This is a genomic window from Enterobacter sp. 18A13 (assembly GCF_007035975.1).
In the GTDB taxonomy this organism is placed as follows: Bacteria; Pseudomonadota; Gammaproteobacteria; order Enterobacterales; family Enterobacteriaceae; genus Enterobacter; species Enterobacter vonholyi.
This window is the reverse complement of sequence record NZ_AP019634.1, coordinates 84,052-99,474: the sequence shown is the minus strand read 5'-3', so window position 1 is coordinate 99,474 and position 15,423 is coordinate 84,052. Positions and strand designations below refer to the sequence as shown.

Below are 15,423 nucleotides of genomic sequence, written 5' to 3'. Positions count from 1 at the left end.
GAGGTGAAAAAAGTGGTGTGGGGTATGTGGTAAATGCCTGAAAGTAGCTATAATGCGCCCCGCCTCCATGTAGCAATCGAGGCGCGGAAGATCGTCATCTCCGGTGAGGTGGCTGGACTTCAAATCCAGTTGGGGACGCCAGCGTTCCCGGGCAGGTTCGACTCCTGTGATCTTCCGCCAAAGTTACTCCTCATCCATCCGAGAAAGTCTTAAAAACCCTTTATTTTCAATCATCATCGTGGGCTAATCATCCGTAGCCGTCCGACAAGATCTCCCTGAATCCGTGAAAAATATGTATAGTGATGTGTATAGATCTTTTATACACATTTTTGACTTATACACATGCCACTCACAGACATTCAAATTAAACGAGCAAAGCCCCAAGACAAGCCCTACACATTGAACGATGGACAAGGCCTGTCATTACTAATCAATCCAGACGGCTCCAAGGGCTGGCGCTTCCGCTTTCGTTTTGCCGGTAAAGCACGGCTAATGTCATTTGGCAGCTACGACCTTGTGAGCCTCGCAGAAGCACGTGAGAAACGCGATACCGCTCGTAAGCAGGTAGCAAACGGCATAGACCCAGTGGAAGAACGTAAAGCCCAAAAACTGGCACAGAAACTCTCAACAGAAAACTCATTCGAAGCCATATGTCGGGAGTGGCATTCAAACAAAGCCGATCGCTGGACAGTGGCATACCGCGAAGAAATCATTAAAACATTTGAGCAAGATGTTTTTCCGTTCATTGGTAAGCGCCCCATCAGTGAGATAAAACCACTGGAACTGCTTGAAGTGCTGCGACGAATAGAGAAGCGTGGGGCACTGGAGAAGACCAGAAAAGTACGCCAACGATGCGGTGAGGTTTACCGCTACGCGATTATAACTGGGCGCGCAGAATACAATCCTGCTCCTGATTTGGCTATTGCTTTGGCCGTTCCCAAACAAAAGCACCATCCTTTTTTATCTGCTGAAGAGTTACCTCATTTTATTCGAGATCTTGAAGCGTATACCGGCAGCATCATCACTAAAAATGCTACGAAGATAGTCATGCTGACTGGTGTAAGAACGCAGGAGATGCGCTTTGCTACGTGGGAAGAAGTAGACCTCGAAAAAGGTATATGGGAGATACCAGCGGAACGTATGAAAATGCGTAGGCCTCACATTGTTCCTTTATCTACTCAGGTCGTTGACCTTTTTAAACAGCTTAAACCTATTACCGGCCATTACCCTTACATATTTATTGGCAGGAACAACCGCAGCAAACCGATCTCGAAAGAAAGCATATCGCAAGTGATTGAGTTACTTGGTTACAAAGGACGTGCTACAGGTCACGGTTTTCGCCATACCATGTCGACAATATTGCATGAACAGGGGTTTGATAGTGCTTGGATTGAAATGCAATTGGCGCATATTGATAAAAATAGCATTCGAGGAACTTATAATCATGCACAATATATTGATAAAAGAAAATTAATGTTACAATCGTATGCTGATTTGATATTAGATATTTAAGGATATATCATGGATTTTGAAGATATGCATAGCATAATTAAGAGAAATCAGTTAAAAAATGCTAGATTCGCTAGCTATTTCATCGGTTTCTTTTCTATTTGGAATGCTTTTATAATACCTATTATTTTAGGCGTTGGTATTTCTTATCTATTTCAGTTTCAAGGTGATATAAATACTATTCCAAGATATTACATAGCCTTTTACGTTCTTATTTTTATTATTCACATTCTAATAAGTTTCGCGTTTCTTTATTTGGACAAAAGAGAGGATACGAGCTCCCACCTAGAGTCAACTATTGTGAAATACAATGAACTAGCCAATAACTTCAATAACTTAACATCAAGATCATTCAACCAAATTGAACTTCACCAAACTCAAAAAGCTGTTATTCATTTCACTACGTTATTAATTAAAGATAAACTAAGTGTAATGGCTGAAAAATCGCAAGCCAAAGATTTAACAACTGAAAATGTTACAAATGACGTTGGTACTTTCTTTGACACAGTCTTGGGTTTTTTATCATCCAAAAGGGAGGTCTTATTTGGCTATAAAGGCGAAAGTAAATTTAATATAGCTCTTTATCTTTATGACTCAACTAGTGGATCATTAAATGTAAGAGCTAGGTTATGTGATGATCGATTACAAAAACGCAATCGCTCTTGGAAGAGTGGGTTTGGTCACGTTGGTCTAACTCATTTACATAAAGAAATAAAAATATGCCCAGATATAACTAAGAGTTCAGAATTAAGCAGTAATGATGAAAATGACAATATTAATTACAGATCATTTCTCTCAGTCCCTATAATGTCATCTGATAAAGCATTGACGGATGAGTGCATCGGCGTTTTAGTCCTTACCAGTGCCGATGCGAATCAATTTAAAATTGATAGAGATGGTGATTTCTTATTAACTTTTAGTTATTTACTAACTATATATATCGATAGTATGTACAAGGTATACATGCACGATACCATCGACGTTCAAGACTCAGAGTCGGAAGATTTATAGAAAATCATTATTTTTTGTTAGCATGATATGAATTACATAACATTACATTAATTTTAATTCATAAGTTGACTATTTTTAATACAAAATACTATACTTGATTCATTAGAGAACGAATATGATAGTACAGGCTCTAGGGAGGTTAAAATGAAAAATAATGATAATAAAAACAGGTACTTAGAGATGATGCGCCCTAAAGGCAATCTGAAAGATGGCTATGCCATTAGTAACAATTTTGACAAGGCCTTTTCGCAACAGGTGTCTAACGCTAACAAAGATAGTGTTGCGGAGATGATGGATACTTGGATTGACAAGAATATTGATCGTGATAAAAGGTCAATAGCACAGGGAGTAAGTGCAGCTAAGTTGATTAAATTATAAATTTCAATGCCGTTTAATTACGGCATTTTTATTTTTCACATCTTTCACATCAATACACCTCTCTCACAAAATAACCACCTCCAAGTTGAATTAAGTTCAATTTTAATCACCCCTCATTAATTTCAAAAAATTCTAAAAATGAAATGCTTGAGGTTTAGGCGGCATCTATTGATAACTCTTTTTATTACATATTGGTATTTAATCCTCCACAACCAGACCCCCCTAAGACTCCCCTCAAGGTATTTAAAAATTACTTGCTATAACTTTATTCTGGGTCGGTTGTTTGCAATAAAGATTCATTTACGCGCGACGAAAAAACAAAACACCATGCCAGCGCGCAGTGCTTCCCTTCCTCGCCTGTCCTCTTCGTGGGTCGATTTTCATGCAGGTCCATGGCGAAGCTCAGGCTACCACAGACCCGGATTCGGCAGGGAAAAAGCCGCATTAGAAACGATATAATGAACGCTGAAATAACTAATCTCCCTCATCCTCCGGGCAACCTTTTCTTGCACTTTTCCTGACCGCCTCATAAGCTCGACATGCCATCGAACAGCAACGCCCCATCCACCGACACTCCCACGAACCCGCGCAGTGCAGCGACGCGCTCAGACCGCGAAATTAAATATAATTTAATAAATACTTTACCGCTGGCGAGCAGTGCTCTCCCCGCCCCGCCTGCCCGCTTAAGGGGGCGCATTTAATGCAGGTGCATGACCTGCCTCAGGGCGCGCCAGTGCTGGCGCTGGTGGGGGTTCCAGTATCGGTAAACGCATGCAAAACCATGCACCTTATGCATGCATGGCTTTTTTAGGGGAAAAAGGCGGGATTTTCGTGAATTTTTGAAAGGACTACTGCGCGGCCAGCTCTGCGCGTCGGCGGGTGTAATTCAGGTTCTGTGCGGGTGTGAATTTTTCACGATTATCATCGCGCGAAGCCGCGTCAGGCCTGAATCCGATGGCCGTTAAAATGTCATTATCCTGCGCCGAATAATTAATTTTTTCACCGGTGGCCAGCCAGACCTGCAGTGCCTCACGCAGATAGTCGAGTGAGTGCTGCATGGCGCAACGCTGAATGGCGGAATGCTGCCCGGAATAATTCATCAGCTCCGGGGCAAGGGCGGCGGCCAGCTCTGCGCCGTGCGCCTGCATAAAATCATTCAGACGGTTACGGATGCTGATGCGCTGCACCTCCTCATGCGAGCGGATATAACGCCCGGCAGCCTGATTTATTTCCCACTTTTTCACATCGATAATTTCGCGCAGGGTTTGCAGGCTCCGGCCGCTGTGGCCGTTACCGGCAAGCTGTTCGCGGTATGCCTGTTCGGCCTGCTTCAGTTCATCCCGGCGTTGCAGCCAGGCGGATTTATTTGCCTGACAGGCCTCAAAGGCTTTCTGTAGCGTCAGTGTGGTCACGTATGTCTCTCCTGATGTCTGGCCGTGCTCACGCACCGGCACGGTTAACGGTGGCCGCCGGTGCGGGTACAGGGATAACCGGCTCAGTAACCGGTGAACGGATAATCCCGTCAACGGATTCAAGCGTACGGAAGGTCGCCGAGCACTCGACGTTCACGCACTGGTGATAGCGCTGTTTGACGTTCTCAGACAGATAGCGACTGGTGCGGGCGTGCGCACTGGTTTTGCAGAACGGGCAGTGAAACATGCTTATACCTCCGCTTTTGTCTCGCCATTCTCAGCCAGTTTTCTGGCGAGCATCATTCTCTTCGCCGGGCTGCGTAACAGCTCCATATCCACACCGTTAATCTGCGGCCGGTGCATGCCCGTCACGGACAATACCGGCTCCTGCTTCATATCGAAGTGATACAGGCTGCCCTGACGGCTCAGCGCATCGCGCAGCTCGCCGACGGCCACGGACTGGGGTGCACTGTCACCCTGCATTTCGAGCGCGCGAATGCGCAGCAGGAAAGCACGTATGAGCGCGACGGGGAGCATGTTGACCGCCTGAGCCCATTCCGCACCGGCATAAGTGGTAAAGGCATCATCATGCGCTGACAGGTATTTACTGGCGGTCGAGCAGGCATTCAGCATGGCGCGTGTCCGGTCAGTTTCCAGCTCCGCAATCAGGCCGGTGAACTCGTCGGCCAGCTCACGACTGGCGATACGCCTGCTGTGCTCAGCTTTCATTTCAGGGGTGAGATTGCCGCGCAGGGTGCGGAAGCGACTGCGCCAGTCCTGCTCCGCCTCTGCACTCTCACTGAGAGCGGTCTGCCGCTCCTGCTTACAGCGTTCAATGGACGTATCAATCTCTTTCAGTTCCTGCATGCTGGCCGCGTGCGTGTCTCTGGCCGCAGTGAATGCGCTCAGCTTGTCGGTGATGCGCTGGCTGCTCTCTGCTGACTGTTGAGCGGCTACATTCTGCAGGGCGGTAATGACTGTTTCGGGTTTCATGTTCAGGCTCTCCGTGTGTTCAACCTGAAATGATTCTGCCCTTCATCACACAACATCTCGATTCATTGCAGTTGTGGCAGTTCTGGCACAAACAGCACTCAAAACCCGGCTTGCCAGAGAAAGGTCTCAGCAAAACCTCTGCTTACCGTTTGTTTTTTTTACTGATAACTGTTCACCACTGTTCACCATAAATAAAAATATAATTAATACAGTAAGTTAAAGGGTGAACAGTTGCAGGTCTGACTGTTCACCGTCTGTTCACCACTGTTCACCTGCCGTTCTGGCTTATCTCAGGGCTTTTATATTTTATTCCGGTCAATACAGGAAGTTTTAATCAGTAAAAGTAATCATGGGTTTTCCATCAATTGCCACTGATTGCCAGCAGTTGCCACGGGTTTGCCACATTCGATAAATCAACGGTCTGGATGCAAAATCGTCCGTAAAAGACTTGTTGCCCTGAGGGTAAATATTCACAAAATAGAGAGCTACCCGAAGCCGGACGGACACGACCGGCACAGTATGGACTTTATGAGGTAGCCCGATGCACACCGCTTTTTCTTCCCCGTCTTCTGCCCCTGCCGCCCCGACGATGCAGGTCTCTGATGCCGTTCAGGAACGCTTTATCCGCCTGCCCGAAGTGATGCATCTTTGCGGTCTGTCCCGGTCGACCATTTACGACCTCATCAGCCGGGAGGCTTTCCCGAAACAAATCAGCCTGGGCGGTAAAAACGTGGCGTGGGCGCAGTCTGAAATCACCGCGTGGATGGCAGATCGCATTGCCGAGCGCAACCGGGGCTATGACGCATGATGATGACCGTTCAGCAAACAGCCCCTTTTTCTGGCTTGCTTCCTGTCGCCGTTTCCAGGTATAGTTTTCCCGCTGTCGCAAAATCGGCAGCCGGAATTGGCGTTCCGAATAACTTCAAGGCGACACGACACGCGCCATGCGTGTTTTTTTATGTCGTTGCTCAGGCACACCCATTTTCAGGGCTGTGGTGTTTATTCGTGCACCCGAGTCCTTTTTTGATAATGGTAGTCCGGGCGGGGCAGCCTTCGGGCTGGCCGGTTTCCTTGAAGGCCGGTTACGCCAACCCCGTTCGGGCTGCCACCAGTGAAATTGGCGTTTCCGGTGGTAGTTTTTCAAACTACTTCAAGGAGGCTGCCATCATGGCTACGACCTTCACCCCGTCACATTCGCAGTTTGTCTTTGTGTTTGCTGCCGTTCGTCGCGCAGACCGTAAACCCCGTATCTGTATGCTCCGAACCGTTGCCGGTGATGAACACGCCGCACGCCTGTCCCTCGTTCGTGATTATATTCTGTCGTTCGCTGGCCGCCTGCCGGTTACGGAGGTGCGACCATGAAACAGACCCTTATCACCCCTCATGATATCGAGTGCCTTGAGCATATGCGTAATCTCGGCCAGCTCGTTGACGAACTGATGAAGGTGCAGGACTCAACTTCCGTTTGCCGCGACCCGGCGCAGCAGTTGCAGCTCACCTCCGTGATTTACCTCATGACAGCCCAGCTCGACGGCGTGGTCGAGCGCTGCAAAAAGCGCTGGCTGACCGGGGAGGATAACGTATGAAAAAGCCTCTTTCACCTGTATTACGCGCCGCGCTCTATCGCCGCGCCGTGGCCTGTGCATGGCTGACAGTATGCGAGCGTCAGCACTGCTACGAACACCTCACCCTTGATGCGCTGGAAAAGGCCATTGCCGACGAGCTGGAGGGCTTCTATCTGCGCCAGCACGGTGAGGCAAAAGGCCGCCAGATTGCCTGTGCGCTGCTGGAAGATTTAATGGAAGCCGGACCGCTCAAGGCCACCCCGTCGCTGTCCTTTCTGGGACTCGCCGTGATGGATGAACTCTGTGCCCGTCATATCACATCGCCTGTTATGCACTGAGGGAGAAAATAACGATGAAAATGAACGTAACGGAAACCGTAAAGCAGGCGTGCGGCCACTGGCCGCGCATTCTCCCGGCGCTGGGTGTGAAGGTCATTAAAAATCGCCATCAGGCCTGCCCGGTGTGCGGCGGCTCTGACCGTTTCCGCTTTGATGATAAAGAGGGGCGCGGGACGTGGTACTGCAACAATTGTGGCGCGGGGGATGGCCTGAAACTGGTTGAAAAGGTGTTCGGTGTAAAACCGTCAGAGGCAGCCCAAAAGGTGAACGCCGTGACCGGCAACCTACCGCCGGTTGCCCCGGAAGTGATTGCGGCCGCAGAGGCTGAAACCGATGCTGACCGTAAAGCGGCGGCCGCGCAGGCCGTCAGACTGATGGAAAAAACCCGCACGGCCAGCGGCAACGCCTATCTGACCCGCAAGGGTTTTCCCGGTCATGAATGTCTCATGCTGACGGCCACACACAAAACCGGCGGAGTGACGTTCCGCGCCGGAGATGTGGTTGTCCCACTGTATGACGATTCCGGCGAGCTGGTTAACCTTCAGCTTATCAGTTCTGACGGTTTCAAGCGCACCCTGAAAGGCGGGGCGGTAAAAGGAGCGTGCAATACCATCGAAGGGAAAAAACAGGTCGGAAAACGCCTGTGGATAGCGGAGGGCTATGCAACCGCGCTCACCGTGCATCACCTGACCGGCGAAACCGTCATGGTGGCACTGTCGTCCGTGAACCTCCTTTCTCTGGCGAGCCTTGCCCGTCAGAAACACCCGGCCTGTCAGATTGTGCTCGCCGCCGACCGCGACCTTAACGGCGACGGCCAGAACAAAGCCGCAGCGGCCGCAGAAGCCTGTGAGGGTGTTGTTGCCCTGCCGCCGGTGTTTGGTGACTGGAATGATGCGTTTATGCAGAATGGCGGGGAGGCCACGCGAAAAGCGATTTATGATGCCATCCGGCCACCGGTACAAAGTCCGTTCGACACCATGAGCGAGGCGGAATTTACCGCCATGAGCGCCAGCGACAAGGCTCTGCGGGTGCATGAGCATTACGGCGAAGCGCTGGCGGTGGATGCGAACGGCCAGCTCCTGTCCCGTTATGAAGCAGGGATATGGAAAGTCGTTCAGCCGTCCAGCTTCGAACGCGACGTAGCCGGGCTTTTTCAGCGCCTGCGCGCCCCGTTCTCGTCGGGGAGAATCACCTCAGTGGTGGAGACGCTGAAGCTGATTATTCCTCAGCAGGCCGCACCGGCACGCCGTCTGATTGGTTTTCGCAACGGGGTACTCGATACCCGGAGCGGCCTGTTCAGCCCACACCACAAATCACACTGGCTGCGCACGCTGTGCGACGTGGATTTTACTCCGCCGGTCGAGGGGGAAACGCTGGAAACTCATGCCCCGAATTTCTGGCGCTGGCTCGATCGTGCTGCCGGTAGCAGACCAGAAAAACGCGACGTAATTCTGGCCGCGCTGTTTATGGTGCTGGCGAACCGCTACGACTGGCAGCTCTTTCTCGAAGTCACCGGTCCCGGCGGGAGCGGGAAAAGTATTCTGGCCGAAATTGCGACCCTGCTCGCCGGAGAGGATAACGCCACGTCGGCTGATATCGATACGCTGGAAGACCCGCGCAAACGTGCATCCCTGATTGGCTTCTCGCTGATACGTCTGCCTGACCAGGAAAAATGGAGCGGTGACGGTGCAGGGCTGAAGGCCATCACCGGCGGCGATGCAGTTTCAGTTGACCCGAAATACCAGAATCCGTACTCAACGCATATCCCGGCGGTAATTCTGGCCGTGAACAACAACCCGATGCGCTTTACCGACCGCAGCGGCGGTGTGTCGCGTCGCCGGGTGATTATTCATTTCCCGGAGCAGATTGCCCCGGAGGAACGCGACCCGCAACTCAGGGATAAAATTGCGCGCGAGCTGGCCGTTATCGTGCGCCAGCTTATGCAGAAATTCAGCGACCCGATGGCCGCGCGCGCACTGCTCCAGTCGCAGCAGAACTCCGACGAGGCGCTCAGCATCAAGCGTGATGCTGACCCGACGTTTGATTTTTGCGGCTATCTGGAAATGCTGCCGCAGACCAACGGAATGTTTATGGGTAATGCCAGCATTGTCCCGCGTAATTACCGTAAATATCTTTATCACGCGTATCTGGCCTATATGGATGCTAACGGATACAGGAACGTACTCAGCCTGAAAATGTTCGGGCTGGGGCTGCCCATGATGCTGAAAGAGTACGGCCTGAATTATGAAAAGCGGCACACAAAGCAGGGGATACAGACCAACCTGTCGCTGAAAGAGGAAAGCTACGGCGACTGGCTGCCGAAATGCGATGAACCCGCAGCGACATAACCCACTCCAGACCGGCTACTGCCGGTCTTTTTCTTTCCGGCAATTGCCACAGGGTGAACACTCCACTGTTCACCCTTCACCGTATATTCACCCTGTATCCATATGAAATTATTGATAAAAAAGAAAAGGTGAACAGTGTGAACAGTAAAACCTGAAAAAACTTTATACTCTCCCTACAGCCTGACTGACCGTCTCCATAGCGAGCAGAATTTCATCAATAATGAAGAGTCGACTGTTAACTCTGCGTCAACTCATTACCACTTAACCTAATGATATAAAATGGAAAACTATCGAAATGAATAGCCTACAAAGTTAAATGCAAAAAATATATTCCAGTCAAATTTCGTTACGCACTCTCTCCCAAGAAGGAGATAAATACTTTATACGTCCACCATACTATGTTATTTTTTCAATACGGCTCTGCCTTAAATCTGTGAGGTTGTTTCGCCTCGAAGTATCTTATGTTAGTACATCACGCTACCAATCAGCGGTTAGTTACTTGACGTAACTGTTAATTGGCTAAAGTTTGCATAAAGTGATTGGGCGGAGCCGTAAATTTAGTCCATGAATACAGTGACGAGGTAGAGAGTGTCTTTACATGACAAGCTACTGATGCTTAGTCTCAGTTCAGCAAATAAAGAAGAAAATGAGACAATCCCGGAGTTACCTAAGTTAGAGCCTCAGCCCTATCAAGCTGGAAAAAATTTGAAATGGGATAATAAAGAACTCAAAAATCATCCCATTACTTCAAAGATTGACATTGATGTAATATGCAAAAAAATTGAAAACAAAAGCATTGTAATTACGTCAGCTAACGATGTAGCCAATCTTTTAGAAGTTCCGGTCGGACAATTATTATTTATTTTATATAATAAAAAAGATAACTATAGAACTTTTGAAATAAAAAAGAAAAATGGAAAAAGTAGAATGATAAACGCACCTCAAGGGGGTTTGTCAATTCTGCAGGAGAAATTAAAGCCGATTATTGAGTACTTTTATCGCCCCAAAAAACCAGCGCATGGATTCATTAAGGATAAAAGTATATTAACAAATGCAGAAAAACATACAAAGAAAAAATATGTTGTTAATGTAGATTTAGATAATTATTTTGGTTCAGTCACTTTCGCGAGAGTGTATGGAATATTTAAAAGTAAGCCATTTAATTTCTCTCATCCTGCGGCGAGTATATTAGCCCAATTATGTACTAAAGATGGTAAATTACCTCAAGGAGCCTGCACTTCCCCTATCCTGGCAAATTTAGCATCAGCATCGCTCGATAAACACCTAACTCAACTGGCACGTAGAAAAAACATCACATATACAAGATATGCAGATGATATTACTTTTTCATTTAATCAACAACAAGTCAGAGAAATCATAACGTTAGATAATGAAAATAATTTTGAATTGGGTGAGGCTGTTATCTCTGTGATCGAGAAAAGTGGCTTTAGCATAAACACAAGTAAATTCAGAGTTCAGAAAAGAAATGAACGTCAAAAAGTTACTGGATTAGTGGTAAATGAAAAAGCAAATGTCGATCGTAAATATCTTAGAATTACTCGTTCATTAGTTCATAAATGGAGAGAAGACAAGTTAACATCAGCATTATTATTTGTTAATAAAAAAGGCTTGAAAGCAGCAAATAATGAGCATGCTATATCAATTTTTCGCAATCATATTTATGGCCGATTGAGTTTTATAAAAATGATCCGTGGTGATGACTTTCCATTATATCTTAAATTAATGGCTGAAATGAGTCATCATGATCCTTTAAAAACAAAAGAAGGACTTAGAGCAATGAAAGAAACTGAAACTTATGATGTATTTATTTGTCATGCAAGCGAAGATAAAACATCCATCGCAATTCCAATTTACGAAGAATTAACCAAATTAAACATTTCAACATTCATAGATCATGTCGAAATAAATTGGGGCGATTCATTAATCCAGAAAATTAACTCAGCTCTTGTAAAGTCTAAATATGTAATTGCTATTCTTTCGTCTAATTCTGTAGATAAGCATTGGCCTAAGAAAGAATTGCATTCTGTGCTTGCAAGAGAAATCGCTGAAGGTGAAGTAAAATTACTTACTCTTGTAAAAGAAGCAGATGAAGCAATAGTTGCTGCATCCTTGCCTCTCTTAAGTGATAAGCTTTATATTACCTATAAAGATAATCCGGCAGAGGTTGCGGATAAGGTTCGTGCACTTTTGAACAAGTGACACCTACTGCCTAATGTGTATAGTAGTGTGTATAAAGTCATTGAGATGTTTATTTATACTTAATAAAAATCAATGACTTACAATACACATAAGACTCCTGTGATCTTCCGCCAAAAATTAAGCTTCTTAGTAAGGTATCTTACAAATATATTCGCCCTTCATTTAGCCTTTCTTGGTAAAGATATATTATATAAATTCATTGAATGTGAGTGCAATACAATGTCGCACTGTGTATTATATAATCTGTTCATCATTCAATTTAAGAGGGAATAAGAGTGGAAATCACTAAGTTACAAACAATAAATGACTACCAACTTTTTTTGGAACAAATGTATGGAAATGCGAATGAAAGCAAGGATCCAGACTATATATATTCATTTCTTGTAAGAAAGGTATCCTTTCTTTCACGAGCAATTCTTCGCGATGGTGAGTTTGAAAAAAGCTTCATTCAAAGCTTATCTTGGTTATTCACTTTGGCATCAAAGTTTGATATTAATTTAAATGAAGCATTTTATAAAAAATTTCCTGATGCATGTCCCTATTGCCTTAAATCTACATGTGAGTGCGTCCAAACACATAAACAACCAGCAGGAAATTTAGCAGCATATGCAGCAAGGCACGAATTGAATGAGAAATTCCTTTCACTTCAAAACACTCATACCTTAAACAGAAGATTAATTGATAAAGCAGTAAGTAATATTAACGACATCTACCCCTCAAACGGTGCAGTTTGGAAAATATTTGGCAGTTTCTACCATTTTTCAAGGATTTTTGAAGAATTAGGCGAAACGCAGGAAGCTTATTCTGCAGTTATAAAAAACAGTGGGAATATCTCTAATTTGGCAGAGGAAATTGCAGATGTAGCAGCTTGGATTTTCTCTGCATGGGGAATCAAATGTCCGAAAAGAAGCTTAGGTGATGCATTTAAAGATTACTATTTAGACGGTTGCCCAGTCTGCAAGAAAAATATCTGTGAATGTGAATCCTACTCTGGCAGGTCAGAATCCATGGCTACAGGAAAAGATCTTGAAAACATAAAGAGCCAACTTACCGAATTATCCACACTGCTAGTGGATAAATCTTCAGAAATTAACGAATTAGTAAAATCAATTGACGATGCCATGGAGGCTAACACCACTCTTGATGCCAAGAGAGCAGTTACCCAGGCTGATGGATTTTTGAAGAGGACGCAGTCTGCAATTGAATCAGGCGCAACAACTGCAGAAAATACAGCCAAAATAGCAACAGCACTTACGACAATAATAGGGTTCATTGATAAAATCAAAGACGGATGGCTTAATTAGCACGTCAATAGGCTGATGAATATTGTTCATCAGCCCCCTATTTAATTCAAGCGCTCAAGATTTATAATTTAATTTTTTCATTTAATCTTAGCCAAAATGCCTCTTTCACCCACTTACTAAAATTCCCTTTCCCCGCCGCCTTTTCAATCTTTTCTAAAAGCTCATCCTCGAACCGGATGTTCTTCATCGTGCTTTTGGTACGGTCAAAATTTGGTTTCTTTTTCTCTTGCGTGGTAGGTACCACTTCGGTTGGCTTATCTGCATGTGGTACTTACCACATGGATTTGAAAATCTAGCAACGCCTAGCAGGGTTGAAGCATTAAAGAGCGTCTAACCTCACCAACTATCAAGGAGTTGATTATGGCTGATTCGCATTCTACCCCAGACACCGACCAATCCGGAACCGAGCGTTCGTTAATTGTGGGATACCGCCCGAATGTTTTCGACAAATCCACGCCGAAAATCATCCTTTCCGGCAAGTGGCTACGCGCGGCGGGTTTTGATACCGGACAGCAGGTCACGATAAAAGTCATGAAGGGATGCATCGTTTTGGTGGCGTATAACGAGCAGGAGCAGAGGTTGCAGGATGATTATAAACGGACGAAAGCAAAGCTTATTGAGATAGAGAACGCGCTTGCAGCGATCCAAACTCCACGTCCTGGAAAGCGCCTCGCAAAATCAAATACAAACTACCTGGCTTAGCGGCTGTTTCTGGCATACTAAGTGCCTGGTGCGTTAATCGTTGAGGATGTGGAGGGGAGACATGGCAGATAAAGACGTAATCCAATCTCCAGCAGGCGAATTTATTATGTTTGCCAGCGGTGACGGAAGAGTTCGTGTCGAATGTCGCTTCGAATCAGACACGATCTGGTTATCCCAGGCAGCAATGGCCGATCTGTACGGTAAAGATGTTCGAACTATCAACGAGCATCTGATGAATATATTTTCTGATGGCGAAATTGATCAAAATTCAACTATCCGGAAATTCCGGTTAGTTCGTCAGGAAGGAAAACGTCAGGTTTCCAGAGAGATAGAGCACTACAATCTAGAAGCAATACTAGCTGTCGGCTACCGGGTGCGCTCGTCTCGAGGCATCCAGTTCCGACAATGGGCCACCCAAACGCTGCAGGAATATCTGGTAAAAGGCTTCGTTATGGATGACGAGCGCCTGAAAAACCCGCCTGTCGGATCTTCCGCCGTACCTGACTATTTCGACGAAATGCTGGAACGCATTCGCGATATCCGGGCCAGCGAACGCCGGGTCTATCTTCGCGTGAGGGAGATTTTCGCATTAGCCGCTGACTATCAGCCGTCGCTCAAAGAGACGACGGTATTCTTTCAGACCATCCAGAATAAACTGCATTTTGCCTGCACGGGCCACACCGCTGCTGAGTTGATTCACCATCGCGCCGATGCAACTCAACCGCATATGGGGCTGACAAGCTATAAAGGCGAAGAAGTCCGTAAAAGCGATGTCACCACTGCAAAAAATTATCTGTCTCAGGATGAGGTGAGCGAACTTAATCGCGTCGTTAATATGTGGCTCGATTTTGCCGAAGATCAGGCCAAACGCCGGAAGCAGGTATTTTTACGAGACTGGCAAACCAAGCTCGATCAGTTCCTGCAATTCAATGACCGGGACGTTTTAGAAGGGGCAGGCAAAATCAGCAAGAAAGCGGCTGATGAAAAGGCGTGCTCAGAATACATTGAGTTTGAAAAAAAGCAGCGCCTGCTGAAAGAAGCCGAAGGTGAGAAAGATATCGTCGGCTTATTAAAATGGGATAAACAGGCTAAGCGCTAATTCCGGTATTCCTGCTCAGCTTCATATGCAGCAGCGGAAACGGATTCCCCTGCCCGTCCAGTTCAGAGCGTCCGACCTGCTCAAACCCCATATGGCGATAAAATCCCACGCCCTGCGGATTCTGCTCATTCACGTCCACCTCGTTCGCGCCGAACGCTGCGATGGCGTGCTGTAGCAGCAATTTCCCGACGCCCTTCCCGCGGCTCGCGTCGTCAACAAACAGCATTTCAATGCGGTTTTCATCCACGCCTAAAAAGCCGTGAATAACGCCTGTTTCATCACGGGCAATGAAAACGTTGAGGTTAGGCAGATAGGCGTTAAGCAATAACGGACGCAGCGCCGCAATATCGCTTTCCTGTAAAAAGTGATGGGTGGCGCGGACGGAGGATTCCCAGATCGCGACCAGACGTTCGAAGTGTGAGGGGAGTGCGGTTTCTATTTTCATGGGGCGGATCATGTGCGGTTTAGGACGTTAATTCAAGTCACTCCGTGCGCCCTGTTCCCTCCTCACCCTAACCCTCTCCCTCAGGGAGAGGGAACAGAT

Annotated in this window: 17 protein-coding genes and 1 tRNA gene; 13 read left to right on the top strand and 5 right to left on the bottom strand. The window is 46.7% G+C overall.

Annotated elements, in window-relative coordinates:
• The first annotated feature begins 85 nt into the window (after window positions 1-85).
• The 4 genes from FOY93_RS00470 to FOY93_RS00455 all read left to right on the top strand — a co-directional run bounded on the left by FOY93_RS00470 (window position 86) and on the right by FOY93_RS00455 (window position 2,898).
• Window positions 86-180, top strand: a tRNA-Sec gene (locus FOY93_RS00470).
• 162 nt (window positions 181-342) lie between these two features.
• The gene (locus FOY93_RS00465) at window positions 343-1,512 is read left to right on the top strand and encodes a tyrosine-type recombinase/integrase (RefSeq protein ID WP_143344479.1); all 1,170 of its coding nucleotides are present in this window, start codon (window positions 343-345) and stop codon (window positions 1,510-1,512) included.
• A gap of 9 nt (window positions 1,513-1,521) precedes the next feature.
• Window positions 1,522-2,520 carry a GAF domain-containing protein gene (locus FOY93_RS00460; RefSeq protein WP_143344478.1) on the top strand — a complete coding sequence of 333 codons (999 nt, stop codon included), beginning with the start codon at window positions 1,522-1,524 and terminating at the stop codon, window positions 2,518-2,520.
• Window positions 2,521-2,664: 144 nt separating this feature from the next.
• Window positions 2,665-2,898, top strand: coding sequence for a hypothetical protein (locus FOY93_RS00455; protein WP_143344477.1), 234 nt, complete (start codon window positions 2,665-2,667; stop codon window positions 2,896-2,898).
• Window positions 2,899-3,746: 848 nt separating this feature from the next.
• Here FOY93_RS00455 and FOY93_RS00445 read toward each other — a convergent pair.
• The 3 genes from FOY93_RS00445 to FOY93_RS00435 are packed head-to-tail and all read right to left on the bottom strand — an operon-like array spanning window position 3,747 to window position 5,303.
• Window positions 3,747-4,310: a phage polarity suppression protein gene (locus FOY93_RS00445; RefSeq protein ID WP_062676834.1), complete on the bottom strand. Its 564-nt coding sequence runs from the start codon at window positions 4,308-4,310 to the stop codon at window positions 3,747-3,749.
• A 28-nt stretch (window positions 4,311-4,338) separates the two neighbouring features.
• Window positions 4,339-4,557, bottom strand: a complete 219-nt coding sequence (locus FOY93_RS00440; RefSeq protein WP_014830132.1) for an ogr/Delta-like zinc finger family protein — start codon at window positions 4,555-4,557, stop codon at window positions 4,339-4,341.
• Between the two features lie 2 nt (window positions 4,558-4,559).
• On the bottom strand, window positions 4,560-5,303 hold the full coding sequence (locus FOY93_RS00435) for a capsid protein (RefSeq protein ID WP_143344476.1): 744 nt from the start codon (window positions 5,301-5,303) through the stop codon (window positions 4,560-4,562).
• 541 nt (window positions 5,304-5,844) lie between these two features.
• Between FOY93_RS00435 and FOY93_RS00430 the strand changes: the two genes are divergently transcribed.
• The 7 genes from FOY93_RS00430 (at window position 5,845) to FOY93_RS00400 (ending at window position 13,078) form a co-directional block, all read left to right on the top strand.
• Entirely contained in the window at window positions 5,845-6,111 is a 267-nt protein-coding gene (locus FOY93_RS00430) for a helix-turn-helix transcriptional regulator (protein ID WP_172621897.1), read from the top strand.
• Window positions 6,108-6,665 (top strand): host cell division inhibitor Icd-like protein, encoded by a 558-nt coding sequence (locus FOY93_RS00425; protein ID WP_143344475.1) that lies wholly within the window; start codon window positions 6,108-6,110, stop codon window positions 6,663-6,665. Before FOY93_RS00430 ends, FOY93_RS00425 begins: the two co-directional genes overlap by 4 nt.
• Window positions 6,662-6,889, top strand: a complete 228-nt coding sequence (locus FOY93_RS00420; protein WP_032983269.1) for a hypothetical protein — start codon at window positions 6,662-6,664, stop codon at window positions 6,887-6,889. The genes FOY93_RS00425 and FOY93_RS00420 overlap by 4 nt, the downstream gene beginning before the upstream one ends.
• Window positions 6,886-7,206, top strand: coding sequence for a DUF5375 domain-containing protein (locus FOY93_RS00415; RefSeq protein ID WP_143344474.1), 321 nt, complete (start codon window positions 6,886-6,888; stop codon window positions 7,204-7,206). The genes FOY93_RS00420 and FOY93_RS00415 overlap by 4 nt, the downstream gene beginning before the upstream one ends.
• A 14-nt stretch (window positions 7,207-7,220) precedes the next feature.
• Window positions 7,221-9,554 (top strand): primase-helicase zinc-binding domain-containing protein, encoded by a 2,334-nt coding sequence (locus FOY93_RS00410; RefSeq protein ID WP_143344473.1) that lies wholly within the window; start codon window positions 7,221-7,223, stop codon window positions 9,552-9,554.
• Window positions 9,555-10,142: 588 nt separating this feature from the next.
• Window positions 10,143-11,774 (top strand): TIR domain-containing anti-phage reverse transcriptase, encoded by a 1,632-nt coding sequence (locus FOY93_RS00405; RefSeq protein WP_232057360.1) that lies wholly within the window; start codon window positions 10,143-10,145, stop codon window positions 11,772-11,774.
• Between the two features lie 275 nt (window positions 11,775-12,049).
• Complete coding sequence (locus tag FOY93_RS00400) at window positions 12,050-13,078, top strand: hypothetical protein (RefSeq protein ID WP_143344472.1); 1,029 nt, start codon at window positions 12,050-12,052, stop codon at window positions 13,076-13,078.
• A gap of 61 nt (window positions 13,079-13,139) precedes the next feature.
• Here the strand turns inward: FOY93_RS00400 and FOY93_RS23635 are convergent, their stop codons facing one another.
• Window positions 13,140-13,322: a YlcI/YnfO family protein gene (locus FOY93_RS23635; RefSeq protein WP_127729074.1), complete on the bottom strand. Its 183-nt coding sequence runs from the start codon at window positions 13,320-13,322 to the stop codon at window positions 13,140-13,142.
• A gap of 116 nt (window positions 13,323-13,438) precedes the next feature.
• Here FOY93_RS23635 and FOY93_RS00390 point away from each other — a divergent pair, with 116 nt between their 5' ends.
• Both FOY93_RS00390 and FOY93_RS00385 read left to right on the top strand, forming a co-directional pair.
• Window positions 13,439-13,780 carry a SymE family type I addiction module toxin gene (locus FOY93_RS00390; RefSeq protein ID WP_143344471.1) on the top strand — a complete coding sequence of 114 codons (342 nt, stop codon included), beginning with the start codon at window positions 13,439-13,441 and terminating at the stop codon, window positions 13,778-13,780.
• Between the two features lie 61 nt (window positions 13,781-13,841).
• Window positions 13,842-14,879, top strand: coding sequence for a virulence RhuM family protein (locus FOY93_RS00385; RefSeq protein ID WP_143344470.1), 1,038 nt, complete (start codon window positions 13,842-13,844; stop codon window positions 14,877-14,879).
• Here FOY93_RS00385 and FOY93_RS00380 read toward each other — a convergent pair.
• On the bottom strand, window positions 14,869-15,324 hold the full coding sequence (locus tag FOY93_RS00380) for an acetyltransferase (protein WP_143344469.1): 456 nt from the start codon (window positions 15,322-15,324) through the stop codon (window positions 14,869-14,871). The two genes, FOY93_RS00385 and FOY93_RS00380, sit on opposite strands and share 11 nt — an antisense overlap.
• Window positions 15,325-15,423 lie beyond the last annotated feature (99 nt).

Bases quoted from the DNA above. Each gene is read 5' to 3' on its own strand.
- FOY93_RS00420 (WP_032983269.1), top strand. From the start codon at position 6,662: ATGAAACAGACCCTTATCACCCCTCATGATATCGAGTGCCTTGAGCAT.
- FOY93_RS00440 (WP_014830132.1), bottom strand. From the start codon at position 4,557: ATGTTTCACTGCCCGTTCTGCAAAACCAGTGCGCACGCCCGCACCAGT.
- FOY93_RS00425 (WP_143344475.1), top strand. From the start codon at position 6,108: ATGATGATGACCGTTCAGCAAACAGCCCCTTTTTCTGGCTTGCTTCCT.
- FOY93_RS00430 (WP_172621897.1), top strand. From the start codon at position 5,845: ATGCACACCGCTTTTTCTTCCCCGTCTTCTGCCCCTGCCGCCCCGACG.
- FOY93_RS00380 (WP_143344469.1), bottom strand. From the start codon at position 15,324: ATGAAAATAGAAACCGCACTCCCCTCACACTTCGAACGTCTGGTCGCG.
- FOY93_RS00385 (WP_143344470.1), top strand. From the start codon at position 13,842: ATGGCAGATAAAGACGTAATCCAATCTCCAGCAGGCGAATTTATTATG.
- FOY93_RS00460 (WP_143344478.1), top strand. From the start codon at position 1,522: ATGGATTTTGAAGATATGCATAGCATAATTAAGAGAAATCAGTTAAAA.
- FOY93_RS00455 (WP_143344477.1), top strand. From the start codon at position 2,665: ATGAAAAATAATGATAATAAAAACAGGTACTTAGAGATGATGCGCCCT.
- FOY93_RS00390 (WP_143344471.1), top strand. From the start codon at position 13,439: ATGGCTGATTCGCATTCTACCCCAGACACCGACCAATCCGGAACCGAG.
- FOY93_RS00465 (WP_143344479.1), top strand. From the start codon at position 343: ATGCCACTCACAGACATTCAAATTAAACGAGCAAAGCCCCAAGACAAG.
- FOY93_RS00435 (WP_143344476.1), bottom strand. From the start codon at position 5,303: ATGAAACCCGAAACAGTCATTACCGCCCTGCAGAATGTAGCCGCTCAA.
- FOY93_RS00415 (WP_143344474.1), top strand. From the start codon at position 6,886: ATGAAAAAGCCTCTTTCACCTGTATTACGCGCCGCGCTCTATCGCCGC.
- FOY93_RS00410 (WP_143344473.1), top strand. From the start codon at position 7,221: ATGAAAATGAACGTAACGGAAACCGTAAAGCAGGCGTGCGGCCACTGG.